At 40.9% G+C, this 24,374-nt stretch carries 21 protein-coding genes; 12 read left to right on the top strand and 9 right to left on the bottom strand.

Translation table 11 applies throughout. The features are described from left to right. Positions 1-588, bottom strand: a complete 588-nt coding sequence (locus WKF66_RS13230; RefSeq protein ID WP_489674939.1) for an RNA polymerase sigma factor — start codon at positions 586-588, stop codon at positions 1-3. 138 nt (positions 589-726) lie between these two features. Continuing rightward, entirely contained in the window at positions 727-1,125 is a 399-nt protein-coding gene (locus WKF66_RS13235; protein WP_489674940.1) for a GlcG/HbpS family heme-binding protein, read from the bottom strand. A 187-nt stretch (positions 1,126-1,312) separates the two neighbouring features. On the opposite strand from WKF66_RS13235, the gene WKF66_RS13240 reads away from it, so the two are divergent. The 5 genes from WKF66_RS13240 (at position 1,313) to WKF66_RS13260 (ending at position 9,085) form a co-directional block, all read left to right on the top strand. Then, positions 1,313-2,482 (top strand): aldose epimerase family protein, encoded by a 1,170-nt coding sequence (locus WKF66_RS13240; protein ID WP_489674941.1) that lies wholly within the window; start codon positions 1,313-1,315, stop codon positions 2,480-2,482. A 160-nt stretch (positions 2,483-2,642) separates the two neighbouring features. After that, positions 2,643-3,917 (top strand): Gfo/Idh/MocA family oxidoreductase, encoded by a 1,275-nt coding sequence (locus WKF66_RS13245; protein WP_489674942.1) that lies wholly within the window; start codon positions 2,643-2,645, stop codon positions 3,915-3,917. Continuing rightward, positions 3,907-6,534: a DUF1080 domain-containing protein gene (locus tag WKF66_RS13250; RefSeq protein WP_489674943.1), complete on the top strand. Its 2,628-nt coding sequence runs from the start codon at positions 3,907-3,909 to the stop codon at positions 6,532-6,534. The genes WKF66_RS13245 and WKF66_RS13250 overlap by 11 nt, the downstream gene beginning before the upstream one ends. 6 nt (positions 6,535-6,540) lie before the next feature. Then, positions 6,541-7,989 (top strand): Gfo/Idh/MocA family protein, encoded by a 1,449-nt coding sequence (locus WKF66_RS13255; RefSeq protein WP_489674944.1) that lies wholly within the window; start codon positions 6,541-6,543, stop codon positions 7,987-7,989. A 1-nt stretch (position 7,990) separates the two neighbouring features. Beyond that, on the top strand, positions 7,991-9,085 hold the full coding sequence (locus WKF66_RS13260; RefSeq protein WP_489674945.1) for a Gfo/Idh/MocA family protein: 1,095 nt from the start codon (positions 7,991-7,993) through the stop codon (positions 9,083-9,085). 34 nt (positions 9,086-9,119) lie between these two features. Here WKF66_RS13260 and WKF66_RS13265 read toward each other — a convergent pair whose 3' ends face one another. Further along, positions 9,120-10,220 (bottom strand): NADH:flavin oxidoreductase, encoded by a 1,101-nt coding sequence (locus WKF66_RS13265; protein ID WP_489674946.1) that lies wholly within the window; start codon positions 10,218-10,220, stop codon positions 9,120-9,122. Between the two features lie 163 nt (positions 10,221-10,383). Here WKF66_RS13265 and WKF66_RS13270 point away from each other — a divergent pair, with 163 nt between their 5' ends. Genes WKF66_RS13270 through WKF66_RS13280 form a run of 3 tightly spaced genes read left to right on the top strand, consistent with a single transcriptional unit; the run spans position 10,384 to position 14,559 of the window. Further along, positions 10,384-11,856 carry an ankyrin repeat domain-containing protein gene (locus tag WKF66_RS13270; RefSeq protein ID WP_489674947.1) on the top strand — a complete coding sequence of 491 codons (1,473 nt, stop codon included), beginning with the start codon at positions 10,384-10,386 and terminating at the stop codon, positions 11,854-11,856. Position 11,857: 1 nt separating this feature from the next. Next, positions 11,858-12,349, top strand: a complete 492-nt coding sequence (locus WKF66_RS13275) for a DUF2271 domain-containing protein (protein ID WP_489674948.1) — start codon at positions 11,858-11,860, stop codon at positions 12,347-12,349. Between the two features lie 14 nt (positions 12,350-12,363). Then, positions 12,364-14,559, top strand: coding sequence for a PepSY domain-containing protein (locus WKF66_RS13280; RefSeq protein WP_489674949.1), 2,196 nt, complete (start codon positions 12,364-12,366; stop codon positions 14,557-14,559). On the opposite strand, the gene WKF66_RS13285 is transcribed toward WKF66_RS13280, so the two are convergent. Together WKF66_RS13285 and WKF66_RS13290 are read right to left on the bottom strand one after the other, a co-directional pair. After that, positions 14,556-15,566, bottom strand: coding sequence for an FAD:protein FMN transferase (locus WKF66_RS13285; protein WP_489674950.1), 1,011 nt, complete (start codon positions 15,564-15,566; stop codon positions 14,556-14,558). The genes WKF66_RS13280 and WKF66_RS13285 overlap by 4 nt on opposite strands. Positions 15,567-15,571: 5 nt before the next feature. Further along, positions 15,572-15,943, bottom strand: a complete 372-nt coding sequence (locus WKF66_RS13290) for an RNA recognition motif domain-containing protein (protein ID WP_489674951.1) — start codon at positions 15,941-15,943, stop codon at positions 15,572-15,574. A 681-nt stretch (positions 15,944-16,624) separates the two neighbouring features. Here WKF66_RS13290 and WKF66_RS13295 point away from each other — a divergent pair. Continuing rightward, positions 16,625-17,509: a hypothetical protein gene (locus WKF66_RS13295; protein WP_489674952.1), complete on the top strand. Its 885-nt coding sequence runs from the start codon at positions 16,625-16,627 to the stop codon at positions 17,507-17,509. Between the two features lie 9 nt (positions 17,510-17,518). Beyond that, positions 17,519-17,914, top strand: coding sequence for a hypothetical protein (locus WKF66_RS13300; RefSeq protein ID WP_489674953.1), 396 nt, complete (start codon positions 17,519-17,521; stop codon positions 17,912-17,914). Between the two features lie 185 nt (positions 17,915-18,099). Here the strand turns inward: WKF66_RS13300 and WKF66_RS13305 are convergent, their stop codons facing one another. Then, positions 18,100-18,618 carry a hypothetical protein gene (locus WKF66_RS13305; protein ID WP_489674954.1) on the bottom strand — a complete coding sequence of 173 codons (519 nt, stop codon included), beginning with the start codon at positions 18,616-18,618 and terminating at the stop codon, positions 18,100-18,102. Between the two features lie 306 nt (positions 18,619-18,924). Here WKF66_RS13305 and WKF66_RS13310 point away from each other — a divergent pair, with 306 nt between their 5' ends. Then, a complete protein-coding gene (locus WKF66_RS13310; protein WP_489674955.1) occupies positions 18,925-19,809 on the top strand; it encodes a polyphosphate kinase 2 family protein in 885 nt (294 codons plus the stop codon). Between the two features lie 9 nt (positions 19,810-19,818). Here the strand turns inward: WKF66_RS13310 and WKF66_RS13315 are convergent, their stop codons facing one another. After that, a complete protein-coding gene (locus WKF66_RS13315) occupies positions 19,819-20,340 on the bottom strand; it encodes a peptide-methionine (S)-S-oxide reductase (protein ID WP_489674956.1) in 522 nt (173 codons plus the stop codon). Between the two features lie 43 nt (positions 20,341-20,383). Between WKF66_RS13315 and WKF66_RS13320 the strand changes: the two genes are divergently transcribed. Continuing rightward, positions 20,384-20,875, top strand: a complete 492-nt coding sequence (locus WKF66_RS13320; protein ID WP_489674957.1) for a DUF4385 domain-containing protein — start codon at positions 20,384-20,386, stop codon at positions 20,873-20,875. 40 nt (positions 20,876-20,915) lie between these two features. On the opposite strand, the gene WKF66_RS13325 is transcribed toward WKF66_RS13320, so the two are convergent. Further along, positions 20,916-21,260 carry a hypothetical protein gene (locus WKF66_RS13325; protein ID WP_489674958.1) on the bottom strand — a complete coding sequence of 115 codons (345 nt, stop codon included), beginning with the start codon at positions 21,258-21,260 and terminating at the stop codon, positions 20,916-20,918. A 98-nt stretch (positions 21,261-21,358) separates the two neighbouring features. Beyond that, entirely contained in the window at positions 21,359-24,247 is a 2,889-nt protein-coding gene (locus WKF66_RS13330; RefSeq protein ID WP_489674959.1) for an AsmA family protein, read from the bottom strand. Positions 24,248-24,374: the final 127 nt, after the last annotated feature.

Below are 24,374 nucleotides of genomic sequence, written 5' to 3' on the forward strand. Positions count from 1 at the left end.
TTAAAACATCTTTCTTAACTGGAGCAAAGCAAACCTAATTTTACTTTTCACCGTACCCAATGGAAGATTAAGTTCTTCTGCGATTTCATTGTGTGTGTAACCTTCGAAATAAACCATATTCAACAACAACCGTTGCATAGGATTCATCGTTTTGGTCAGCGTTCGAATACCAATTAGGTCTGTGTTAATCTTATAACTAAGCCTATGATCAATATCAGCAACCTTTTCCTCAATATCTACATGTTTATTGCTATTAATGTGGCTTTTTCGCCTCAACTGGTCAATAGCCATGTTCTTCGCCAATCTGGCCATCCAGGTAAATAATCTGCCCTTACTATCGTCGTATTTATCTATGGAATTCCAGATCTTTACAAACGTTTCTTGTAACAAGTCTTCTGCTGTTTCTTCATGAATAACTATTCTTAAAATAATACCCTTTAATGATGCAGCATACATGTTATACAACGTAGAAAGCGCCTGCTGGTCTCTCATTCGAAGTGAGCTCACCAACCTTCGCTCCATCTCCGGCGGCTGTGGAGCTAGTGGAGATGGGGTAGATAGACTAATATTGTTTAGGGAGCTCATCATAAAACGGTTAGTTGCAGTCTATACTACAAACTTTAGGCCTTATTCAAACAATATTCCAAATTAGAGTAGAAGTGACGCAAATAAATGCAGGAAAGCCTCTGGTACTAAACCAAAGGCTTTCTTGTCATCCATATAAAACTAAAGGCTTGCTGCTCCGGCAGATGCTACTTCGTGGTCTTGATCAACACTACCACCAGATACGCCAATCGCTCCAACAATCTTCCCAGAAATATCTGTTAGCAATACACCTCCCGGGAAGCTAATTAAGCCCCCATTAGAATGCTCAATGCCGAATAAAGGGCCACCGGGCTGAGAAAGGTTTCCAATTTCGCCAGAATTCATGTCGAAAAACCGTGCGGTTTTAGCTTTTTTAATTGAAATATCAATAGATCCTAACCAGGCATTGTCCATCCTGTGAAAAGAAACCAAATTAGCTCCCTGATCAACAATGGCAATATTCATTGGTACTCCGATTTCCTTAGCTTTAACTTTCGCAGCTTCTGATATATTTTCTGCTTGTTCAAGTGTGACGCTCATATTTTTTGTTTTAGGCGGAGAAAAAACTCCTGAATTAAAACAGTGATCGCCTGCATTTGTTTGCAGAAGTTATTTGAGGCCCCACCGTTGATTGCAGGTTAATTAGGACTATGTATTCTAATCTTAAAATACTAATTTGCCATCACGAATTTAAACTTCGTTTAACCTTATAAAACCTTTAGTAAACATGAAACGATCGTTAACACCTATTTTGGCAGCAGCTCTTATGCTCTCCATTGCTGCTTGTAATGACACAAGTAAGTCGAGTACAGATACGGCACAGACCGATAGCGTAAGCACTGGTCTTCAATTAGACAGTATGAAGTTCCAAAAAGAGATAGATGGGAAAAAAACCAATCTGTATATTTTGAAAAACAAGAACAATATGCAAGCCGCTTTCACCAATTACGGTGGTAGGTTGGTAAGTCTCATGGTACCTGATAGTGCAGGAAACCTAAGAGATGTTGTTGTTGGATTTGACAGCATCGACGGTTTTGCCCAATCAACCGAGCCGTATTTTGGTGCGACCATCGGACGTTTTGGAAACAGAATCGCTAAAGGTAAATTTACCCTTGATGGAAAAGAATATACCTTGGCGAAAAACAATGGACAGAACACTTTGCATGGCGGCAAAAAAGGTTATCAATATGTAGTTTGGGATGCAAAACAGTCTAACGATCATACATTAGAACTGTCTTACCTGTCGAAAGATATGGAAGAGGGTTTTCCTGGAAATCTTAATATCAAGGTCACCTACTCATTATCTGATGATAACGAATTGAAAATGGACTACGAAGCAACAACCGATAAAAGAACTGTCGTTAACCTAACAAATCATGCGTTCTTCAACTTAAATGGTGAAGGAAGCGGTACTATTCTTAATCATGTACTTCAGATCTATGCTGATCAGTATACTCCGGTAGATACTACATTAATTCCACTTGGTAAAAATGTAGCTGTTGCCAGCACACCATTTGATTTTAATACTGCTACAAGCATAGGAAAAAGAATTGATGCCGTTGATGCGCAACTTACTGCCGGAAAAGGTTACGACCATAATTATGTGTTGAATGGGACTAAAGGGCTAGGAATGACTCATGCCGCTACTGTTAAGGGAGATAAATCAGGGATTATCATGGATGTCTACACGAAGGAGCCAGGACTACAATTCTATAGTGGTAACTTTATGCAGAGCAAGAATAAATTTAAAGGTGGTTCTACCGATGATTTCAGAACGGCGCTTGCACTGGAAACTCAGCATTTCCCAGACTCACCAAATCAACCAGCCTTCCCATCAACGGTACTAAACCCGGGTAAGGTATACAAAACGTCATCGATATATAAATTCAGCAAGTAATACGCACAACATCTAAAAAGCCACGCAATTCGATTGCGTGGCTTTTTTATGTCTATTAATACCGAAAGCTGCTTAACTAAAGCGAATATAGTTTTCGTTCGTCGCATCTACATGTAATCTAAAATATTATGATAAATTTGAGTAATAACCTCAAACACATATGGAACCTCAAGAGCCACAAAACATCAGAAGAGCGTTTATTAAAAAAGCTGCAATTGGGGTTGCTGCATTCAGTATCGTTCCTCGATATGTATTAGGTGGTAACGGTTTTATTGCCCCCAGCGATCGTTTGACTAAAGCGGTGATTGGGGTAGGCGGAATGGGGAGAGGCCATTTTGGATATGATGGAACCCAGGTTGTCGCCATTTGCGATGTTGATAAGCGACACCTGGAGCATGCAGCAGGAATGTTGGATAAAGGAGTGAAAACCTTTAGCGATTACAGAGAACTTATTAAGTTACCAGAGGTAGATATTGTGCACATTGCCACGCCTCCACATTGGCATGGCATCATGGCGGTCGACGCCGCTAACGCCGGAAAAGATATTTGGTGTGAAAAGCCAATGACACACACCATAGGAGAGGGGCAACGCGTTGTAGAAGCTGTTCAAAAACATGGTAGAATGTTTCGCTTGAATACGTGGTTTAGATACAGCGACGTATTTTATGGCATGGGCACTGAAGTGAAAAAGATCAAAAAGCTTGTTGAAAGTGGATTGCTAGGCTGGCCACTAAAGGTAACCGTTGGCAAACATACCGGCTATGACTGGAAGTTTTACTGGGTGGGAAAGGACAATTTGGTTCCTGAAGCTATACCACCCGAACTTGATTATGATGCCTGGTTAGGCCCGGCCCCCTTTAAACCTTATCATCCTCATCGCGTACATCAAACGTTCAGAGGGTACTGGGACTATGATGGAGGAGGATTGAGCGACATGGGACAACATTATCTGGACCCTGTGCAATATTTCTTAGGTAAAGACGATACCAATCCGGTTTCAGTAGAAATTGATGCGCCACAACAACATTACGATGCCGTAGGTACCTGGAGAAGATTAACTTATACTTATGAAGACGGTTGCCAGATCATTCTTGATGGCGATGGCACCGATGATAAAGCAGCGTATCTGGAGGGCCCGAAAGGAAAACTTTTCCCCGGATTCAAATCGGACATACAAGATCTCGAAAAAAAGTTGGCAACATTTCCTGAGCCGGCGCCCCAGGTGACCAGTTTTGTGGAGTCCGTTAAAACACGTAGAAAATTTGCGCTGAACGAAGGTAACGGACATCGCTCTTGTAATATAGTAAACATCGGACTGGCAGCATTAAAACTAGGGAGATCACTTAAATTCGATCCCGAGCGTCAAGTGTTTGTTGATGACATTCAAGCTAACAAATTGATTAATCCTGTTATGCGTGCACCTTATGATATTTAATACGAAAAGACTTAGTACGACTACGCTGCTACTTGCAATGTGGTTTGTATCCTTACAGGCCCAGCCCAGAAAGTTAGTTATAGAAGATAACAAAATTGACACGCTGCTTTCCAGATTCCCCGCGATGAGTCAGCCGGATCTTAATGTCTCGGTGTTAACAATAAGTAAACTGGCTCCCACGACGCTGGTTAAATTAGTTGGGAGGTTGGAGACCGACGACAAATTAAACAAGACGAAAGCAGCGTATGCCATTGCAGCACTTTCCGAATTCGTATCCCGCCAAGGGAATGAAATGGCAAGGAAGAAGGCTGTTGCAGCATATTCGAAAGTTCTGACTGGAATTAGTGACGACCAAAATAAAGCGTTTTTAATTAGCCAGTTTGAGCTGGTCGGAAAGGAAGAATCTGTTTCCATTCTTAAGGGATACTTAAACAGTCAGTCTCTTTCTGATCCAGCAGTTAGATCCTTGGTTAAGCTTAACACTATAAGCTCAAAAGCCGCCTTATTTGCAGCTTTACCTTCATCAACTGGCTCTGCCAGACTTGCAATAGTCAAAGCCTTGGGTGATTTAAAATACAAACCTGCCGCAACGAGCTTAAACGCCTTAACTGCAAGTGATGATCAGTCACTACGCAAAATGACATTTTACGCGCTTTCCTATATAGCTGATCCAAGTTCGGAGCCACTGTTTAGTGAAGCTGCAAGTAAAGTTAATTATCATTATGACAACCGAAATATTGTAGCGTCATATTTGATATACGCAGATCAGCTGCTCAAAGCAGGTAATTACAAACTCGCAGGAGAGATTGGCCGAAAAATTATGGCTGGAAGTAAGTCGGCCGATCAGGTCGCCACCCGCAGTAACGCACTTAGTCTACTTATTGACTTGAATGCTAGCAATAGCGATCTTTATCTGTCGGATGCTGCAGACGATCCAAGTTTGGAATATTTTGCTTCCGCTGTAAAGTTCGCCACTCCCCATCTTTCAACGGAATTAAAGAATCTATGGACCTCGAAATTAGAAGTTGCGCAGATTATGCAGGGTGGCTATCCGCCTGAACAACAATTATTGCAACTTCGTGCTGCTTTCACAAACGCAAAAAGTACCGAAGCTCAAAAAGACATTTTAAAGCGTTGCGAGGATTTAAAGATTGTTAATACGCTCGCATTTGCAGGTAGGTATCTTGACGATCCCTCATTACAGCAACAAGCTGCAAGTACTATTTTGAAAGTTATTCTGACTGGCGATTATACCGGAGAATATATTAAGAGCCTGTTGACTAAGGCGCTTGCAGTTGGAAATACTATACAATCGGCTAATGAGCGATCGAAGGTAGAAAGTTACATCAACGCGATGAAAACAGAAGAAGGATTTGTTCCTCTTTTCAATGGGAAAAATCTTGCTGGTTGGAAGGGACTTGTAGCTGATCCAATAAAGCGCTCAAAGATGGATGCAAAAACACTAGAGTCAGAACAGGTAAAAGCAGATGCGGAAATGCGTGAAAGTTGGACCGTAAAAGACGGCGAATTGCTGTTTACCAGCCATGGAAATAACCTGGCCACTGTAAAAAAGTATGGAGACTTTGAGATGATGGTTGACTGGAAGATCATAAACGATAAGAAGGGTGAGGGTGATGCAGGAATTTATCTGAGAGGAACTCCTCAAGTTCAGATCTGGGACAATGCAAGAACCAACGTTGGTGCTCAGGTTGGCTCTGGAGGACTCTATAACAATCAGATAAATCCAAGTAAGCCTTTAAAGGTTGCCGATAACCCGCTAAACCAGTGGAACACTTTCAGGATAATCATGAAAGGTGATCGCGTAACAGTATACCTCAACGGTGAACTGGTAACTGATAACGTCATCCTGGAAAATTACTGGGATAAAAACCAAGGGATATTTCCAATGGAACAAATCGAGTTGCAGGCACACGGTTCACCTGTTGCTTACCGTGATATTTACATCAAAGATTTGCCAGCGGTCAAGCCATTTCAATTAAGTAATAAAGAGAAGAAAGAAGGATATAAAGTGTTGTTTGACGGTACCAATATGTTCAATTGGACCGGTAACACGGCGGAATATATAACAGAAAATGGTAATTTGGCTATGAGTCCGAAGTCTGGCAAGGGATCTGGTGGTAATCTATATACTAAAGATGAGTTTAGTGACTTCGTTTTTAGATTTGAATTTCAACTTACACCAGGAGCAAACAATGGCCTAGGTATCAGAACACCAATGGAGGGTGATGCAGCGTACGTCGGAATGGAGCTTCAGATTCTTGATAATGATGCTCCCATGTACAAAGATTTGCATGTTTACCAGTATCACGGCTCTGTTTATGGAGTTCTTCCTGCAAAGCGCGGTCAATTGAAGCCTACAGGGGAATGGAACTATCAGGAGGTTATCGTAAAAGGTGCAAAGATCAAAGTAGTGCTGAATGGCAAAGTTATTCTTGATGGAGACTTAAGTGATGCAAGAAAGAACGGCACTGCTGATAAACAGAAGCATCCCGGTTTACTTTCGGAAAAAGGCCATATTGGCTTTTTAGGGCACGGTTCCCCGTTAAAATTTAGAAATATCAGAATTAAAGACTTAAGTAAACCAAATATAAAATAAAACCTTATGGACAACGAAAAAACCAATTCAGACAACTCAAGAAGACACTTTCTAAAGACCACTGCCTTGGCAGCGGCCGGATTCATGATTGTGCCACGGCATGTTTTAGGAGGCAAAGGATTTCTTGCACCAAGTGACCGCCTCTCTGTAGCAGGAGTCGGAGTTGGTGGTAAAGGCGAGAGCGATTTAACCGGGGTATTCAATGGCGGTAAATCAGATATATCATTCTTGTGCGACGTTGATGATAGAAGGGCCGCAACATCGGTTAAACGTTTTCCGAAGGCAAAATACTATCGGGATTACAGAGAAATGTTAGATAAGGAAGCAAAGAGCATTGATGCAGTAGTCGTATCGACACCGGATCATAACCATGCAATGATTGCCATGGCCGCTATGCAACTGGGAAAACATGTGTATGTTCAAAAACCGCTGACACATGACATTTACGAAGCCCGTATGTTGACCGAGGCGGCAAAGAAATATCAGATCGTTAGCCAGATGGGAAATCAAGGCTCCTCTGGCGAAGGAGTACGTAAACTACAAGACTGGTTTGACGCCGGAATCATCGGGAAAGTGCATACCGTATATTGTTGGACAGACAGGCCAGTTTGGCCTCAGGGAATTCAGTGGCCAACCACTCCAGGTACGGTGCCTAATGAATTGGACTGGGACTTGTGGTTAGGTAGCGCCCCATCCAGGCCCTACGTAGACAAACTTGTTCCCTTCAACTGGAGAGGATGGTGGGATTACGGTACAGGGGCTATTGGTGATATGGGTTGTCACCTGGTGGAGCCACCTTTTAGAATACTTGAGCTGGACACGCCTATCAGTGTGGAATGCAGCGTGGGAAGTGTTTATGTTGATGAATTTAGGAGAGGATATTTTCCAGAAAGCTGTCCTCCATCCAGTCATGTTATCATGACCTTTGAAAAGAATAAAAATACGAAAGGTAACTTACAGATGCATTGGATGGATGGTGGTATCAAGCCGGAAAGACCGGAAGAAATGCTTCCTAACGAGAGCTTTGGCGACAATGGAACCTTGTTTATAGGAACAAAAGGTAAAATGATTTGTGATACCTATGGGGCAAATCCTCGTTTATTACCATTAAGTGAAAATGCCAGGGACCGTACTAAGCCTAAGGCGACAAGAGTTCCTGGTGATGTTGAAGGTCATTACTCACAGTGGGCGGAAGCGGCAATTGCAGGATATGGTAAAATCGCCTTAAGCTCTCCATTTGAAATTGCTGGACCACTAACTGAGACCTTGTTGATTGCCAATCTTGCGATCAGAGGTACAGATGTGCAGCGCAGGGCGGTTGATGGTGGAATAAGCTATCCGGGAAGAGATATCAAAATGCTTTGGGATAAGCAAAATCTAAAAGTAACTAACTTTGATGAAGTTAATCAGTTTGTAAAACGTGAATACAGAAAAGGCTGGAATTTAGGAGTATAATATGTCTGAAACTAAGAAAAACCTACGGGTACTGGTCGTAGGCTGTGGCAATATGGGTGCATCACATGCAACCGCGTATCATACCCTGGACGGATTTGAGATCTGTGGATTGGTGTCCAGGGGGAAAAGCGCCGAGTTGCTAAATAATAAGCTAGGTGGTGCTTACGCTTTGTATACGGATTTTTATGAGGCTATCACCTCGACAAAGCCGGATGCCGTTTGCATCTCTACTTATCCGGATACCCATGAAGAATACGCTGTTAAAGCGTTTGAATCCGGATGTCATGTGTTTATAGAAAAGCCTCTAGCTGACACCGTTGAGGGTGCAAGAAGAGTTGCCGATGCTGCCGATAAGGCTGGCAAAAAGCTATTGATTGGTTATATATTAAGGTATCACCCTTCTTGGGAGAAATTTATTGAGATCTCGCAAGGAATGGGGAAACCACTGGTGATGCGAATGAACCTTAACCAGCAAAGTAGCGGAACAAAATGGACTGTCCATAAGAACCTGATGAATAGCTTAAGTCCCATCGTCGACTGTGCCGTTCATTACATAGACGTGATGTGTCAAATGACACGCTCTAAGCCGGTTCAGGTGTACGCCATTGGTGCGAGACTAACAGAAGAGATTCCCGACTGGAATTACAACTATGGACAATTACAAATCCGATTTGAAGATGGTTCTGTCGGCTGGTATGAAGCAGGATGGGGACCGATGGTTAGTGAAACAGCATTTTTCATAAAGGACGTTTTCGGGCCTAAGGGTGCGGTCTCGATCATTGCTAAGGACGCAAGTAAAGCGGGGCAATCGGATTCTATCGAAGCGCACAGTAAAACAGAATCCTTAAAGATCCATTATGCTGATCTAACTGAGAAGGGAGTATTTAGTAAACCTGATGAATGGATCGATCTGACTGACGAGCCTGATCATCAGGAATTGTGTAATAGAGAACAGCGTTATTTCTTGAAGTCAATTCGGGAAGATATCGATTTAGCAGACCCAACTTCGGATGCTATTAACAGCCTGAAGATAGCGCTGGCCTGTGATGAATCTGTAAAAACCGGGCAAGTAGTGTTGTTAACTGAGGGCGCATAACATATGCGCCCTTTAGTATTGATTGTTAAGGAGACTAAACCAAAGTCGAAAGCGAATCTTTCGTAAACCCTTGTAGGGCTTCAGTTCTACCACTTTTTATTTTATTTACCCAGTTTGGATCTGCCAATATTGCTCGCCCCACGGCTACCAAGTCAAAATCACCTCTATCCATTCTTCTTTCCAACTCGTCTAAGGAAGTAGGGGCGGAACTTTGTCCAGCAAAAGCACCAAAGAAATCACCATCCAGGCCAACTGAACCAACTGTAATGGTTGCCTTTCCAGTCAACTTCTTTGCCCAACCTGCAAAGTTTAAATCTGATCCTTCAAATTCAGGTTCCCAGAACCTACGCTGAGAACAATGGAAAACGTCTATCCCGGCATCTGCCATTGGTGAGAGCCATGCCTCCATTTCAGCGCTGCTCTTTGCAAGTTTATAATCATATGCAGCGGGCTTGAATTGAGAAAGACGTATGATCAATGCGAAATCCTCACCAACTCGTTTACGAATTTCTTTTATCACTTCTACCGCGAACCGTGTGCGTTCAGCTAGAGTCTTACCACCATATATATCAGTACGGTTATTCGTGCCGTCCCAGAAGAACTGATCAATCAGATATTGATGAGCGCCGTGAATTTCAACGGTATCAAATCCAAGGGTTTTCGCATCTGCTGCTGCCTGGCCAAAGGCGTAAATGGTATCAGCAATAGCGGCGTCTGTCATCGCCACACCGTTCTCAAAACCAGGCTTGTTCAAACTGGATGGTCCTTCAAAAGGAGCGGAGGGAAGCCATCCGGAAGGATGGTTATCCATTATGCCCTGATGCCAGATCTGCGGACCCATTTGTCCCCCGGAAAGGTGTACCTTGTCTATAACATGTTTCCAACCCATCAATGCGTTTTCACCGTAGAAATGTGGGACGTTTGGATCGTTAGATGATGACGGACGATTAATTACAGTACCTTCAGAGAGTATAAGGCCGACTTCTGAAGCAGCTCTTCTTTCGTAATATTCAGCTACAGCTGCAGTAGGCGTTCCATTAGGTGAGAATGACCGCGTCATTGGAGCCATCACGATTCTATTTTTTATGTTGATTGTTTTTAGGTGGAATGGCCTAAATAAGGTTGATGAATTCATTTTTATGTTTTTTATGCAAAGATATAGGTGCTCGGAATTAGTAATGTGGATGAGAAGTCAATTTAAACTTTTTATTTAGACTGATTCTTACTAAGTTTGTCTAAGACATCGAGAAGCGACTACTCGCCAACTCAAATGCCATCAACCACTAGTTAACAATAAAATGAAAAAACTCGCTATTGTCTTTTTTGCAATGATCTCCCTGTCATCACAGGCACAAACCAATGTTTTTCTAGATCAAAGTTTTTGGAAGTCCAACCCTGATACGGTTGCTATCAAAGGTGAGATTCTAAAGGGTAGCAGTCCGTCACAACTCAATGCAAGCAGCTTTGACGCTGTTGTCACGGCGATTAATGCAAACACGCCGTTTGAAAACGTCAAGTTTTTGTTGGCACAAAAGGGTAATGATGTGAATAAGTTGACTCATGACGGTAGAACGTACATATTCTGGGCAGCAAGCAGAGGAAATGTTGAATTGATGGAATTCCTGATCAGCAAAGGCGCAAAAGTTAATATGGTTGATAACCATGGGTACTCGGTTGCCAATTTTGCAGCAGTTGGTGGACAACAGAACACCAAAGTCTACGACCTGTGTTTGAAGAACGGAGCTGATCTTAAGAAGGATTTGACTCATGAAGGCGCAAACGCGCTGTTACTGGCCGCTGCTAATGACAAAGATTTCGCTTTAACCAATTACTTCGTTTCCAAAGGACTCGATATCAATAGCACAGACGCTGAAGGAAATACGGCTTTTAACTATGCAACAAAATCAGGAAACATTCCACTTCTGAAGTCATTACTTGAGAAAGGGGTAAAATTTACTGATAATGCAATGATCCTTGCAAGTGCTGGATCCCGTAGCGGTAGCAATACTTTGGAAGTTTACCAATATATGGAAAGCTTGAAAATTAAGCCTAACGTAATCAATAAAGATGGACAAAACGCGCTTCATGCTATTGTTAGAAGACCTAAACAAGAAGAGATCATCAAATATTTTATGGCTAAGGGTGCAGACATCAACCAGGCAGATGCCGAGGGAAATACGCCCTTTATGAATGCGGCAGCTGCAAACTCCGACGTTGAGTTGATCACGTTTTTAAGCAGCTCAGCCAAAAACATTAATCAAACCAATAAGAAAGGCGCTTCTGCACTAGCTATGGCTGTTCGTGGTAATAGTCCAGAGGTTGTTAGTTTGCTACTTACAAAAGGAGCTGACCTTAAAGTCGTGGATGCGGCCGGAGATAAACTAGCTGCTTACCTGATTAACGCTTATACTCCACAGAAATCAGAGGTTTTTACAGGAAAAATGAAGTTGTTACAAGAGAAAGGACTTGATTTGGTATCAGCTCAACAAAATGGTAATACATTGTATCATATTGCGCTGGTTAAGAATGATTTAACGCTGATTAAAAGTCTTGAAAGTCTGAAATTGGATGTCAATGCCAAAAATAAAGAGGGGATGACGGTGTTGCATAAAGCAGCCATGACAGCTAAAGACGACCGGATTCTTAAGTACTTGGTTTCGATAGGTGCAAAGAAAGAAGTCGTTACTGAGTTTAAAGAAACTGCTTTTGATCTTGCAGGAGAGAACGAATTCTTATCTAAAAACAGTGTTTCAATTGATTTCTTAAAATAAAATGAAGATCTTAAATAAAATAATTCTAGCCGTCTCATTGATTGGGTTCATTCCTGCAACCATGTATGCTGCTAAGCCAGCTCCGACGAAATATAAATGCATGATTCAAATGACCAACTATGTTGGCGAAGGTGCTTATATCGTGGTATCACTAATCAATCCTAAAGGGGCCTATGAGAAAACATTACGCGTAATGGGTTCTGATAAAAAGTGGTATAAAGATGTAAAAGAATGGTATAAAGCTTATGCTAAAAAGACAACTAACATAAGTGCCATAACAGGTGCCTCAGTTTCTGGTGGCGATCGTAGTGTGACTGTTCTGGAGCTAGACGATGCAAAGCTGGATGCAGGTTATAAAATACGCTTTGAAACGGCCGTAGAGGACAAAGAATACTATGTAAAAGACGTTGAAATCCCTTTTACTAAAGCGGCGGTGTCTGGGAAAACTGAAGGAACAAATTACATACGTTACGTCCGCTTCAGCGCGAACTAACCACAACAACAAGCATGACAATTTCGATATGGAGATATAGCCACCTTGCGTTGGCTGTATCTTCTTTCCTTTTAATAGCACTCGCTGCCGTAACTGGAATAATTCTTTCCTTCGAGCCTGTATTGTTAAAAACCTTGCCTTACAAAGTAGATCGGTTCAACGAGATAACACTTGCTGAATCATTGCCTGCCATTAAAGCGCAATTTCTTGAAGTAACCGATCTTTCTGTCGATGCTAATCAATTTGTTGTCGTTAACGGTGTTAACAATGATGGTAAAAGCATTACCGTTTATGTTGATCCACAAACGGGAAAGACATTAGGGATACCTGGTAAGCAAAGTGAATTTTTCCAGTGGGTAACCGCGCTTCACCGCTCTTTGTTTTTACATGAATTAGGAAGGTTCTTTGTTGGTCTTACCTCTTTTTTACTACTGCTGATCGCGAGCTCAGGTACAGTACTAATCTTACAGCGCCAGCGGGGCATTAAGCGTTTCTTCACTAAAATAGTCCGTGAAAATTTTGCACAGTATTATCATGTTACCCTTGGACGTTTGCTGCTAATTCCAATTTTGATTATTACCATATCTGGTACCTATCTCTCATTACTGCGTTTCAATGTCATTCCAGAGCCCAAAATTACTCATGATATAGATTTTGACTCCATAAAAACGACACCTAAATTAAAGCTGTCTAACATCAAATTCTTCAAAGCAACACGCTTATCTGAGGTCCAATCCGTTGAATTTCCTTTCTCAGAAGATGTAGAGGATTATTATACTTTCAAACTTAAAGACCGGGAAGTAACATTAAATCAGATCACGGGTGATATTCTGACTGAACGTCTCTATCCTGCTACCGCGTTATTGACCAATCTAAATCCGGATCTTCACACGGGAAGGGCAAGTGGCATCTGGGCAATCGTTTTAGCCCTGGCTTCTGCTAACATCGTGTTTTTCATTTACTCAGGCTTTGCAATCACGCTTAAACGCATTTCCGGACGTATAAAGAATAAGTTTAAAGCTGAGGAAGCTACTCACATTATCCTGGTTGGTTCAGAAAATGGCAGCACCAATCGTTTCGCTACTTCCTTGTACAAACAACTAATAAAGGAGGGTTTAAAGTGTTTTAATTCAAAACTTAACAACTACCGAACTTACCCCGCAGCAGAGCATATCATAGTATTTGCTGCAACTTATGGCCTTGGTGATCCCCCAACAAACGCAAGCAAATTTCTTAAACTGTTAGAGACGATACCTCAACGTAATGGCATCAAGTTCTCCGTTCTTGGCTTCGGGTCAACGTCCTATCCTGATTTCTGCCAATATGCATTTGAGATTAATAATGCCATTTCCCACCAAAACTGGTCGGTACCTTTTGTGGAGATTCATACGGTTAATGACAAATCACCTACTGATTTCAACCAATGGGTGACGTTATGGTCGCAGAAGTCGGAATTGTCAATCACAGTACCTGTAAAACTGCTGGATCATAAACCGAAGAAGCTGAAAGATTTCAAGGTAGTTTCCAGGACTGAAATAGCGCATGTCGAGGGAGCTTTCCTAATCCGCCTAAAACCACAAAACAAGTTACCTTTTTCATCAGGTGATTTGCTAGCCATTTACCCAGCGAATGATCATAGAGAACGCTTGTATTCAATAGGCAGAATTGAAAGCGATTTAAATTTGAGCGTTAGACTGCATTCAGGCGGGTTGGGTTCGGAGTTCTTACATAGGCTGGAAGTTGGGCAGTCTATTAAAGGGACCGTCCAATCAAATCCTCAGTTCTACTTTCCAAAGCGAGCTTCGAATGTAATCATGATTTCAAATGGAACTGGAATAGCTCCATTCTTAGGTATGATCGCGAATAACAGAAACAAGGTGCAATGTCAATTGTATGCAGGCTTCCGTTGTACACGCTCTTTTAGCCTTTACGAAGGCCTAATTAAAAGCAGCCTTGAAAAGGGCCAGCTGGCTAGCTTAAACCTAGCCTACTCCAGAGAAGGGGAAAAGCAGTATGTGAAAGATTTACTTGCAAGGGATAAAGAATTTGTGGCTACGACACTTAAAACAGGTGGGGTGATCATGCTGTGTGGGTCGTTGGCAATGCAGAAGGACTTGATCGAACTCTTTGAAACGATCTGTCAGGAACACCATCAAAAAAGCGTGAGCTTTTATCAAGCTCATAACCAGATTCTGATGGACTGCTACTAGCTCTTGTCAGCTTTGGGCAATCGTTTAGGCAATTTTAATGCAGGAGTGGCGTAGATTTTTCCACTATCTGAAATCAGCACATAGCTCAACCCAGGATAATCTTTAAGTAATTTTAGTCCAGCAGTCTTGCCGAGCACCATTATTGAAGTGCTTAACCCATTGGCCTGCTCAGCACTAGGGCCCAATATGGTTACACTCCGCAGACCCGTAGCAGGATACCCAGTAGTTGGATTAATGATGTGTGAGTAACGCTTACCCTTAAAAATGACGAATTTCTCATAGTTTCCAGAGGTGACAATGGCCTGATCTTTTAAAGGGATTGCAACGAGTAGATCCTCCGGTTGAACGGGATTTGTAAGTCCTATTGTCCATGGGCTGCCATCCGGTTGATTTCCCCAGGTGCTCATATCGCCAGAACCATTTACTATTCCTGCTGTGACTCCTTTTGCTATCATTATCTCGCGACACCGATCAGCTGCATACCCTTCGCCTAATGCTCCAAAGCCTATTTTCATCCCTATATCCTTAAGAAATATCGTGCTATTATTCTCATCAAGGATGATGTTCTTATATCCGACTCTCGCTACCGACTGTTTTACCGCCTCGGCGGAAGGCATAGAAGTCATCGAGCCATCAAACTTCCAGATTTTATCCATTGCAGCGAAGCTGATGTCGAAAGCCCCGGCCGTAAGCTTAGACAGATCGAGCGCTCTTTTTGTTAATTCAAATACTTCCTTATCGACCTTGACTGGCTTGATACCTGCATTTTGGTTTATCATTGAAACCTGCGTATAGGGTCTCCAGTCGGAGATTAAATCCTCAATTCTGGTTACCTCTTTGATCACCGTGTCGATATTCGCTTCTGCTGAAGCTGCGTCTTTATCAACAATGGTGATATCAAATCTGCTGCCCATCAAAGTAACGGTTCGTTTCCTCAATACCTGTGAGTAAACTTTAGAGAAGCCGAAGACAATGATTAAAAAGCAGATTAGGAGTTTTAATCTCATTAAGACTACCGTTTTTTATCTTGCAAGTTGATTCTTCTTGGCCGCTTGGTGCTAAATTCTGCATCATCTGGAGCGGTATCTTTCGTGTCTCCTTCAAAACGATTCGGCTTAAATGGCCGTGGTTTTTGAACCCTGTCTTCGTCCGCTAGCTTAACTGTTATTTTTCGTCCTCTAATAACAATTCCATTGAGGTTAGCAATCGCCTGATCAGCACCTGCCTGATCCTCCATTTCAATAAAACCGAAGCCCTTATGTTTATTCGTATATTTATCTGTTACCAGATGTGCGCTTTGAACTGCGCCCTGGACAGAAAATAGCTCAACGAGCTCCGTATCATCAATGTCGAGTGGGAAACCCACAACAAAAAGTTTAGTCATTTCGATTGCAAAGATAAAGTATTATCTCATTTGAACCACAAGAATGATTTTAAGGCAATTGCTTATCATGTTTTCTTGCAAGTGAACGCAAAAAGCTGTATATGTTTGGTCTTTGCTTTAGACTGCTCCATATTGTGTTCGGGTCTTGCTTTGGGTGAGGCCGCGGTGAGGCCACAGTGAGGCCACGGTGAGGCCACCTTTTACTAGGAAAAAGGTGGCCTCACCGCGTTCTCATTCTGACGTCATAGCGGCCACACCCAAACCGTGACCCGACCACATGTTGAATCGAACCTCAACATACAACTGATATTATTATATCATCACAATTCTGAAGCACTTGCTTACCTGTCTGAATGGGTAGCAGCGGCCGGGGTATAGATGTAAGAAGCGGTATGTTGGAGCGGCTTTATTAAAATTTTTGTAAATGCCGTTAAACAAACTATATCTTTAAAAAAGATGGAATTCTGGTAAAGAAAGTAGCTCAAAGCAGTAAACACCCTTTGCATCATATTACCAGAATTAAACCTCATTTCGAATTGTACACATGCAAAAGCATTTAATCTTCTTTCTCGTCATACTATTTTTTTCATGCCATGTGAAAAATGATGACGCAACAATTGAACAGGATGACAAAAAGACTGCGACTAAAGCCTGCCCTCAAATAGAATAGATGGAGTTTATGTGGCAGTTAATGAACCGGATGAGCTTGCAAAATGCAGTATAACTATCACCATCTTTAAAGTTGGTCAACGATATAATTATCGTTTCAAATCTGATAGCCGGGTATTAGAAGGAAAGGTTTCTTTGGAAGCCAATGAAAACAAAGATGGCTTTTATATCACTTTAGAAGGTATAGAATGGAGTGAATACGAAGGTGAGCTGGTAATAGATGAAGATGGGAGTTCCAGTTCAAAGGAGGAGCTTAAAATACCTGTCGGGATTCAGGGCTTGATCAAGGCAAACGAAATTTTCATTCAGAATTATGGTAATTCAATGAACTCTTATGTTCAGTTAGGTGAATGTGGTAAAAAGTATATAGTATTAAAAAGGCAATTGGCAGCAGTACTAGAATCGGTGCCAAGTACTGCAATTCAAGAGGAATTTAAGGATGATAGGGAAATGGTGACCCAGAATGAATGTTTCGAGAAAAGTACATTTGAGCTTCCTTATACTCGAAAAAGCCTGCCTTCTAAGTCGGATTATAGGATTGTTAAATGTGATGTGGAAGGAACAGAAGAATTTTTATGTGACAGGCCCATGCTTCGCTACATTCCTTTGCCAGATTATAAAGATGTCAAAATCGTCTTGGTGCCTATGGATTGCGGCGACTTTAGTCATCGACTTTTGCTGCTCACTTTCGTAAATAAAAAACTGGTAGCAAACCAATATATGGAAGGGGAGTGGTTTGAGCCAGGCGCGGAACAAAAGAAGGAATTAACCAGCTTCGCCATCGATAAAGATTACAAGATAACGGTTACTACAATTTCTGTAAATGATGGGCATACGGCCTTGAAAGACAAAACGAATTTCCAATTATTACCTGATGGGAAATTAAAGAAAACCTAACCTTTACTAATGATGAGAAAACATCTTACTACTATTATATTAAAGACTTTTGCCTTTAGTATTCCAATATCCATGATCGGCCTTTATATGCTTCTAGACCCGATTGATCCTAAGAAGTCGGATTTACAGGGACTGGCTTATGGTCTGGCGATTTTTGTGATCCTGGTACTTTCCCTCACGTCTGCTACCATATACTTAAATCTTTTGCCACGGGTTAGGAATTCTGTTGGCTATTCTTTCTTGTCTTTCTTTGCATTGCCCTTCCTATCTGCTGTATTAGTAATCAATTCCTTTGGTGAAGTTATGGGGCAATTGGCAATATATAGTATGATGGTAATGCCGTTCTTTCTCTTGCTGGGCTTTTACTATTGGAGATTCTCGCAGCGAAGATCCGATAGTATTTAAAACTGATCAAACTGTTACGGCATGGACTAAGTTGCATTATTGTAACTCTGCAATGCCCTTGGCTTTTGCTCAGACAATAGTGCCTAATTAGCAATACATGGCCACTTTTCCTATTGTTAGAGTGACAATTATTTTGTCCTCTTGGCCACAATCGTCTTGCCGCTCTCGCAAATCAATGCTTCACTTCATTTAGCATTATCGGACTTGCACAATCGATTAAGGGTTTCTATTAATTCTGCTGGTTTGTTTGTTCCGATGAGCAATCGTTTGTCGTTTTTAAATTCAAGCTGTAGACCCTCATTACCCGAAACATTATAGGCCGTTCCCTTTCCAAAAAGTCCAGTTCTTAAGCCCCAACCACCATATTCACTAATGGGAGAATACTGTCTAACATACGCTTTGGCAAGCGTATCCCAGCTATAATATTTATACTTGAGGTGAAATGGAAAAAAACGAACATATATTCCGTCTGTTTTAATTGTAGTCTCAAGATGAAAATTCGCAAACAGAACAGTTACTATAATCATAAGCCCTGTAATTGTTAAAAGTACTAGGTTGCTTGTTGGCTTATTGCCGAAATGCTGTCCGCCGATCACTTGTTTGAAAACGCCATAAATAAAAAGCCCATTGATCCCTAAAAGGATTAGCCAAAGCCACCATTGCTTAAATCGCTGTACTTCAAGAAATAAAACTTCGTTGCTCATAGACCTCTTATAATCAGATTGCAAATTAAGTATAACTTATTTAAACGAAATGCTTTTTTAAGGACGAAACAGTAAGATCTTTTAGTAAATTACTCTGTTACTTTAATCTAAGCGGAAGAAGGCCTAGTTCCAATTAGTTTTCGGTATTTTCCGAATTGAGGAAGTCAAAAAGATGATTGAAGGAGTCTTATAGCTGCTTTATACTTAAATTGTGAAGTTGGTGTACTGCTTATAATTTATCATTTCCCAATCCTTAAGATCCAAACAAATCGCTTCTCTTAATGTTCCGTTTACATAAAATACTACATGAAAGTCGAAACGCTGCAATATAAGGTCCTTCCTGGAAATAAGGTAAACCTAAAGAAATTTGACACCTCTTATAAAGGTTCTATAGATAAAGAGGCAGGTAGGTTGGAAATGGAGGATATTAAGCTTAAATTAAATAAGAGCCAGGAGAAATTATACGCATCTAATAACCATTCCGTTCTAGTCATTTTCCAAGCTATGGATGCTGCTGGAAAAGATAGTGCAATTGAACATGTGATGTCTGGACTTAATCCGCAGGGGTGCCAGGTTTTCAACTTTAAAACACCCACTTCTGAAGAGTATGAGCACGATTTTTTATGGAGACATTATCGGGCATTACCAGAGCGAGGAAGAATCGGTGTTCATAACAGATCGCATTACGAAAACGTACTTGTTTGCAAAGTCCATCCTGAATACATTATAAGGGAGAATTTACCCGGGTATCGTGACGTATCTGCAATTGACAATGACTTTTGGAAGAAAAGATACCAGAGTATCAAGGCATTCGAACAGCATTTAAATGAAAATGGAACGGTTATCATAAAAATTTTCCTGCACTTGTCAAAAGATGAGCAAAAACAGCGGTTCTTGGACAGGATTAATGATCCTGAGAAAAACTGGAAATTTGCAGGTGGTGATCTGGTAGAGCGTAAAGCGTGGGATAAGTATCAGGATGCTTATGAAGAGGCTATATTTGAGACATCAACTGAGGATTGCCCCTGGTATATAGTGCCTGCAGATAAAAAGTGGTATGCTAGACTAATCATAAGTAAGATAATAGACAATCATCTTAAAGGACTTAAATTGGAATTCCCTAAACTAGAAGCGGAGGAAGCCTCCAATCTCGACTCCTATAAAGCTCAATTGTTAGAAGAGAAGGAATAAAAAAGTATGTTAGTTAGCAGTTAAATGTTTAAGTCGGGAATGGTTTACGTGTTTGGAAAATTTAGTTAACAACAGCCGGAGTTTGGGATTTACAATGTTTTCACAGAAGGGCTTTTCAGGATTACTGAAATAGTAATTTCGGTATTGTTCTGTATTCAGTTTAAAGTCTTTATAAGCGATGACCTCGGTAATTATTCTACTCATATATTCCAGCTGAATAAAGTTGATTCCAGCCTTAGCCATCTTTTCTTGTTCAGCGTTAAAATAATACACAGCCGACCTATATTTATTTCTCATGTTATGCGAAGAGGTACAGCTATGTGTATGTAAGTGAATAGCTATCAGATCCTGAAGGCTAATTTCTAAGGAGTTATATTCGACAATCACCGCCTCTGAAAAGCTTTCAGCATTTCCTTCGCCTGAAACCCATCCTTGTGCTACAGATTTTACTCCTAATATCGAAAGGAAGATCGCTTCGGTACACCAATGACAGCTTCCGCCGAAGCCAACCTTCATGATAGTATTATTCATGCTATCTCAATAACCAATTTCTGAAAGGGTTGTTTATATATTGATGCCTGAGAAACCTAATAGACCATCTTATCTGGATTTCAATATAAATACTTATTCCTGGAAGCCGGATGTCGATTATCGAAGTTACCCCGAAAAGTATCAGGTTGGAAAAGGGGAACAAGGCGTTTTAATCTGTCAGCCATATAAGGCCGAGATTGGCAAACATTGGCGTTTTAAGACTGAAGCAATCGCAAGAGAAAGCAGCAAACAAATTTATAAAATGTTTGAGGAATACCTTGAAAGTAATGACTTTGTTGGTGCGGATATGGCTAGAAAATATTTACAGATGGGCTATACTCGTGCCAGGCGATATGCAAACTACAAAGGTGGTCGCAAATACGATAAGCAAGCTGATTTCGCTCAGCTTGACAGGGGTACCGGGGAGCCTGAAAAAGCTAAGTCAGCATCTATTTTTTACGCGCAGTGGAAGAAAGCTGAAGCTCAATCGGTATATGCCGCAATGAAAAAAGACTGGAAACGTACCAGAGGATAGTTTAATATATAGATTTTAAAACTCCCGCATTCAAAGCCAATTACACTCTTGGGCCATTAAATGTAAACGATTTTAAGCCCGCTAAAGATTTATTAAAGATGTTCTTCATTTTCTGGAAGTAAGAAGTTTCTTCCTCCTCATAGAGAAAAGATGGAAACTCTTTTTCATCCATCAACTCATAATTTATAAGCAGGGTAGAGTTAGCTTTAATAGTAGGTGTGAAATATAGGGTTAGATCCATATCTTGTTCAATGGAGAAGTCGTTACCTTCAATTAAGAATTTGCCATCAACAGAAACATCAATATAATCTATTGCAGTTGGGGTAGGTATAGAGTAGGTGTTGGTCTTTTCCTCTAATACTACAGAATGGCGTGTCAGTATCATATATCTTTTTTGTAATATAGAATATAATTTTCAATGATGTGTTAGCCTTCACTGATATTTAATTCTCCTCACATACAATCTGTTGGAATAAGCGGCCTTTATTTTTTGATGTCCCTAACTACTTGTTCTTTTGCATTTTTAGCCTCCTTCTCCTGAGCCTTTTTTTCTTTGCGCTGCTCTGCTCCTGTTTTCTTTACAGCACGTTTTTCCTCTCTTATTACCTTATTGATTTTCCTATTATATAAAGCAGTCAGAATCCCCTGACCTGTCCTGCTAAAAAACTTAATTTTAGGCTTGTCACTCGTGCCAGTAACAGCAACAGGCACACTAACCCAACCTGCAGGTGGCAGCCCCACTTTCACCAGTATGTCTAACAAACCATTTAAACTCGCGGTTCCGCTGATTGATGGTCTAAGAACAGAAACCTTGAATTTAAATTCCTCAATGTGTATCAAATTATTTTTAATATTCGTTACTATATTAACCCCTTTCATTTCAGGATTATTGAAGGCATCTGCCCCGACATTACCACCTATTACGGAGAGCATTTTCAGACTCTTCACTTCTACATCCCTTAAGTTTACAACACCTCCACCTTCCAAAGACGGATAGATAGGCGCCATGTTTTGATCAAAATCGCCTTTAAGTTTATAATCCAATGCAACCGTCCCGTTCACATCCTTTGCAGAGGTCGCTAGTTCCCGTACCATTTCAATTTCTTTAAAGGCCCTTTGCACATTGAAGTCTCTCACCTTGAAAGCAACGTCAAAGTTCGAAGTTAAGGGCGTTTCATCCTGGTAACGTGCATCAATATTCATTCTACTTCCGGCAAGGTCGAATAACGTGTTTTTCAAATATATCTGACCGTTTTTTATAGAAGCATTTCCCTTCAACTGATCGATGTTTAAGCCTTTGAACCGCACCCTCTTGGTATTGACGGCTAAAGACACATCCAGATTTTTTGGAACGATCACAACACCGCTGCTCTTAGGGTTTTCAGCTTTCGCGTATTCTATGTCCGTTGACTTTTCATTGTTGTCACCACTATTAAGTGCCATAAATTCATCAACCAGAATATAGTTAGAATTCATAGCAAAATTTCCATGAAGGTTGCCTTTGCGCTCGAGGAAGTAATTGATCGTATTGAGTAGATGCCCATTCAGCGAAAAGTCCGACTTTCCATAGGTCGCATTAAACTTTCTAAACCACATCTTCTCATTTTCGAACTGGAAGTTTCCCTGTTTTAAAAAGAATGACTTGGGCAGGTAATCGGTAGTTGCTTTAATGTTTTGCAGGATCAGTGTACCTTTGTTATCAAGCTTGCTATACTGACCGTTAGTGGCGTAACTTTGCCGACCGTTAAGAGAAAGATCTGCCGTGATTAAACCGCTGACATCCATTCCTTTTTTTGCAAAGACTTTATAAATCTTACCAACATTCAAAACCCCTTTTGCGCGTACTTTATACAGCAAATCTTCGAAATTCTGTAAATCGGCATTTACAAACACTGGGTTACCCTCAAAGTCAAACTTAAAAGGAGCAAGTTCAACACCAAGACTACTAAAGGTGCCGTCGGTATTCTTAATGTTTGCTGTTAGGTTGATATCCGTTATTGGGTTTGGATAGGACTTTGTCTTTAACCATCCATTCTTTAGATTGATAAATCCGTTAGTCTTTGGAAATAGTTTTTTCTCCATGCTAAAGGTACCGTTCGACTTGACATCGGCATTCAAAAGTCCTCTGATTTCTAAATCCTTTAAACCCAGGGCCGCGTTCAGTGTCTGCAGATTAACAGCGCCTTTTATGTCGGCATTAACGTTCATTTCGCTTAATCCTTTGGTTTTCACAACGGCGCGGAATGTGTTCTTTTCTCCAAGGTCGAAGCTTAACGTTTTAAGATCCAATCCTAATTGTTCAGGATCCAATGAAGGGAAGTCAATATTAAGGTCAACATTAAGATTATTCATAGGTACTGGCGCCTTCTCGCTTGAAATAACACCATCGTCAACCAGCAAACGTGCTGTAAAACTTGGCTTAACTTTTCTAGTTTCACTAAATTGTCCTTTGACGCTGAAACGGAGATCACTTTTACCCTTCAGCTTGGTGTCTTTCGCCCATTCTAGATACTGTGGAGGGAGTACGGAAATCATATCTCTAATAGTGGTGTTTTCTGAAGCTGCTTTAATGTCAAGGTCATATCCATCCTTCAAAATGCTTACAAAACCATTGAATTTTAAAGGAAGATCATTGATCCTCAACTCATTTTTTCTAAGTACTAGAGTCAGGGCGTTGGTATTTATTCTGGTGATCAGGTCAGCATGCAGTGACTTTTGCCTGGCATAATAGATCCTGTTCAAGCTAAAATCCAATTGGTTAATGTCAAGATCTGTTTTGAGATCAAAAATGTCCTCACTTAGTCCGCCTTTGCCCTCGTAGTTAAAGCCTTTTGCTTCCACTAATATTTTAGCCGAGTGGTCATTATACTTAATATGGCAATTCTTAAATTTGATGAGGTCAACTTGTATTGAAGTGCCACCGCCAGAGTTGTCTTTCGGCGTTTTAGAGGGGCTTGAAACATACACGTTATAATTCGCCTGGCCTTCACTATTAATAAAGACATTGGCGTAGGCATCAGTTACATAGATTTCATCGATCTTAACTTCGCCATCAAAAATCAGTTTCTTCAAATTAATCCCTGCCGCGACTTCTTTGGCTGAGAGTAGGGTATCGTTTTGAAAAGGCTTAGATCCTTTAAGTAATAAATCATCAACGGATACAGTAAGAGATGGAAAATGCCGGAAGAAAGTTAGACGTGTCCTTCTAAACTCAAGTTCCCCAGCCAAGTTCTTATTAGCGATCTTTTTTACCTGATCAGATATTGTCCCTGGAAACAGTAGTGGAATGATGAACATCAGAAACAGTATAGACACTATAAAGATGCCCATCCATTTCGAGATCTTCAAAGCTAATTTTTTAACCTTTTCCATATATTGGTTATGATTTATAAAGTTGGATACTTCAGAAAATTTATATGATTTTTCAGGTATCTAAAATCAAGCCAGCTTAAGCTAATAATGTATGACAAACAATGCCATTATACTGCTATATGCCATC

It is taken from the genome of Pedobacter sp. (assembly GCF_037719805.1).
GTDB lineage: Bacteria > Bacteroidota > Bacteroidia > Sphingobacteriales > Sphingobacteriaceae > Pedobacter.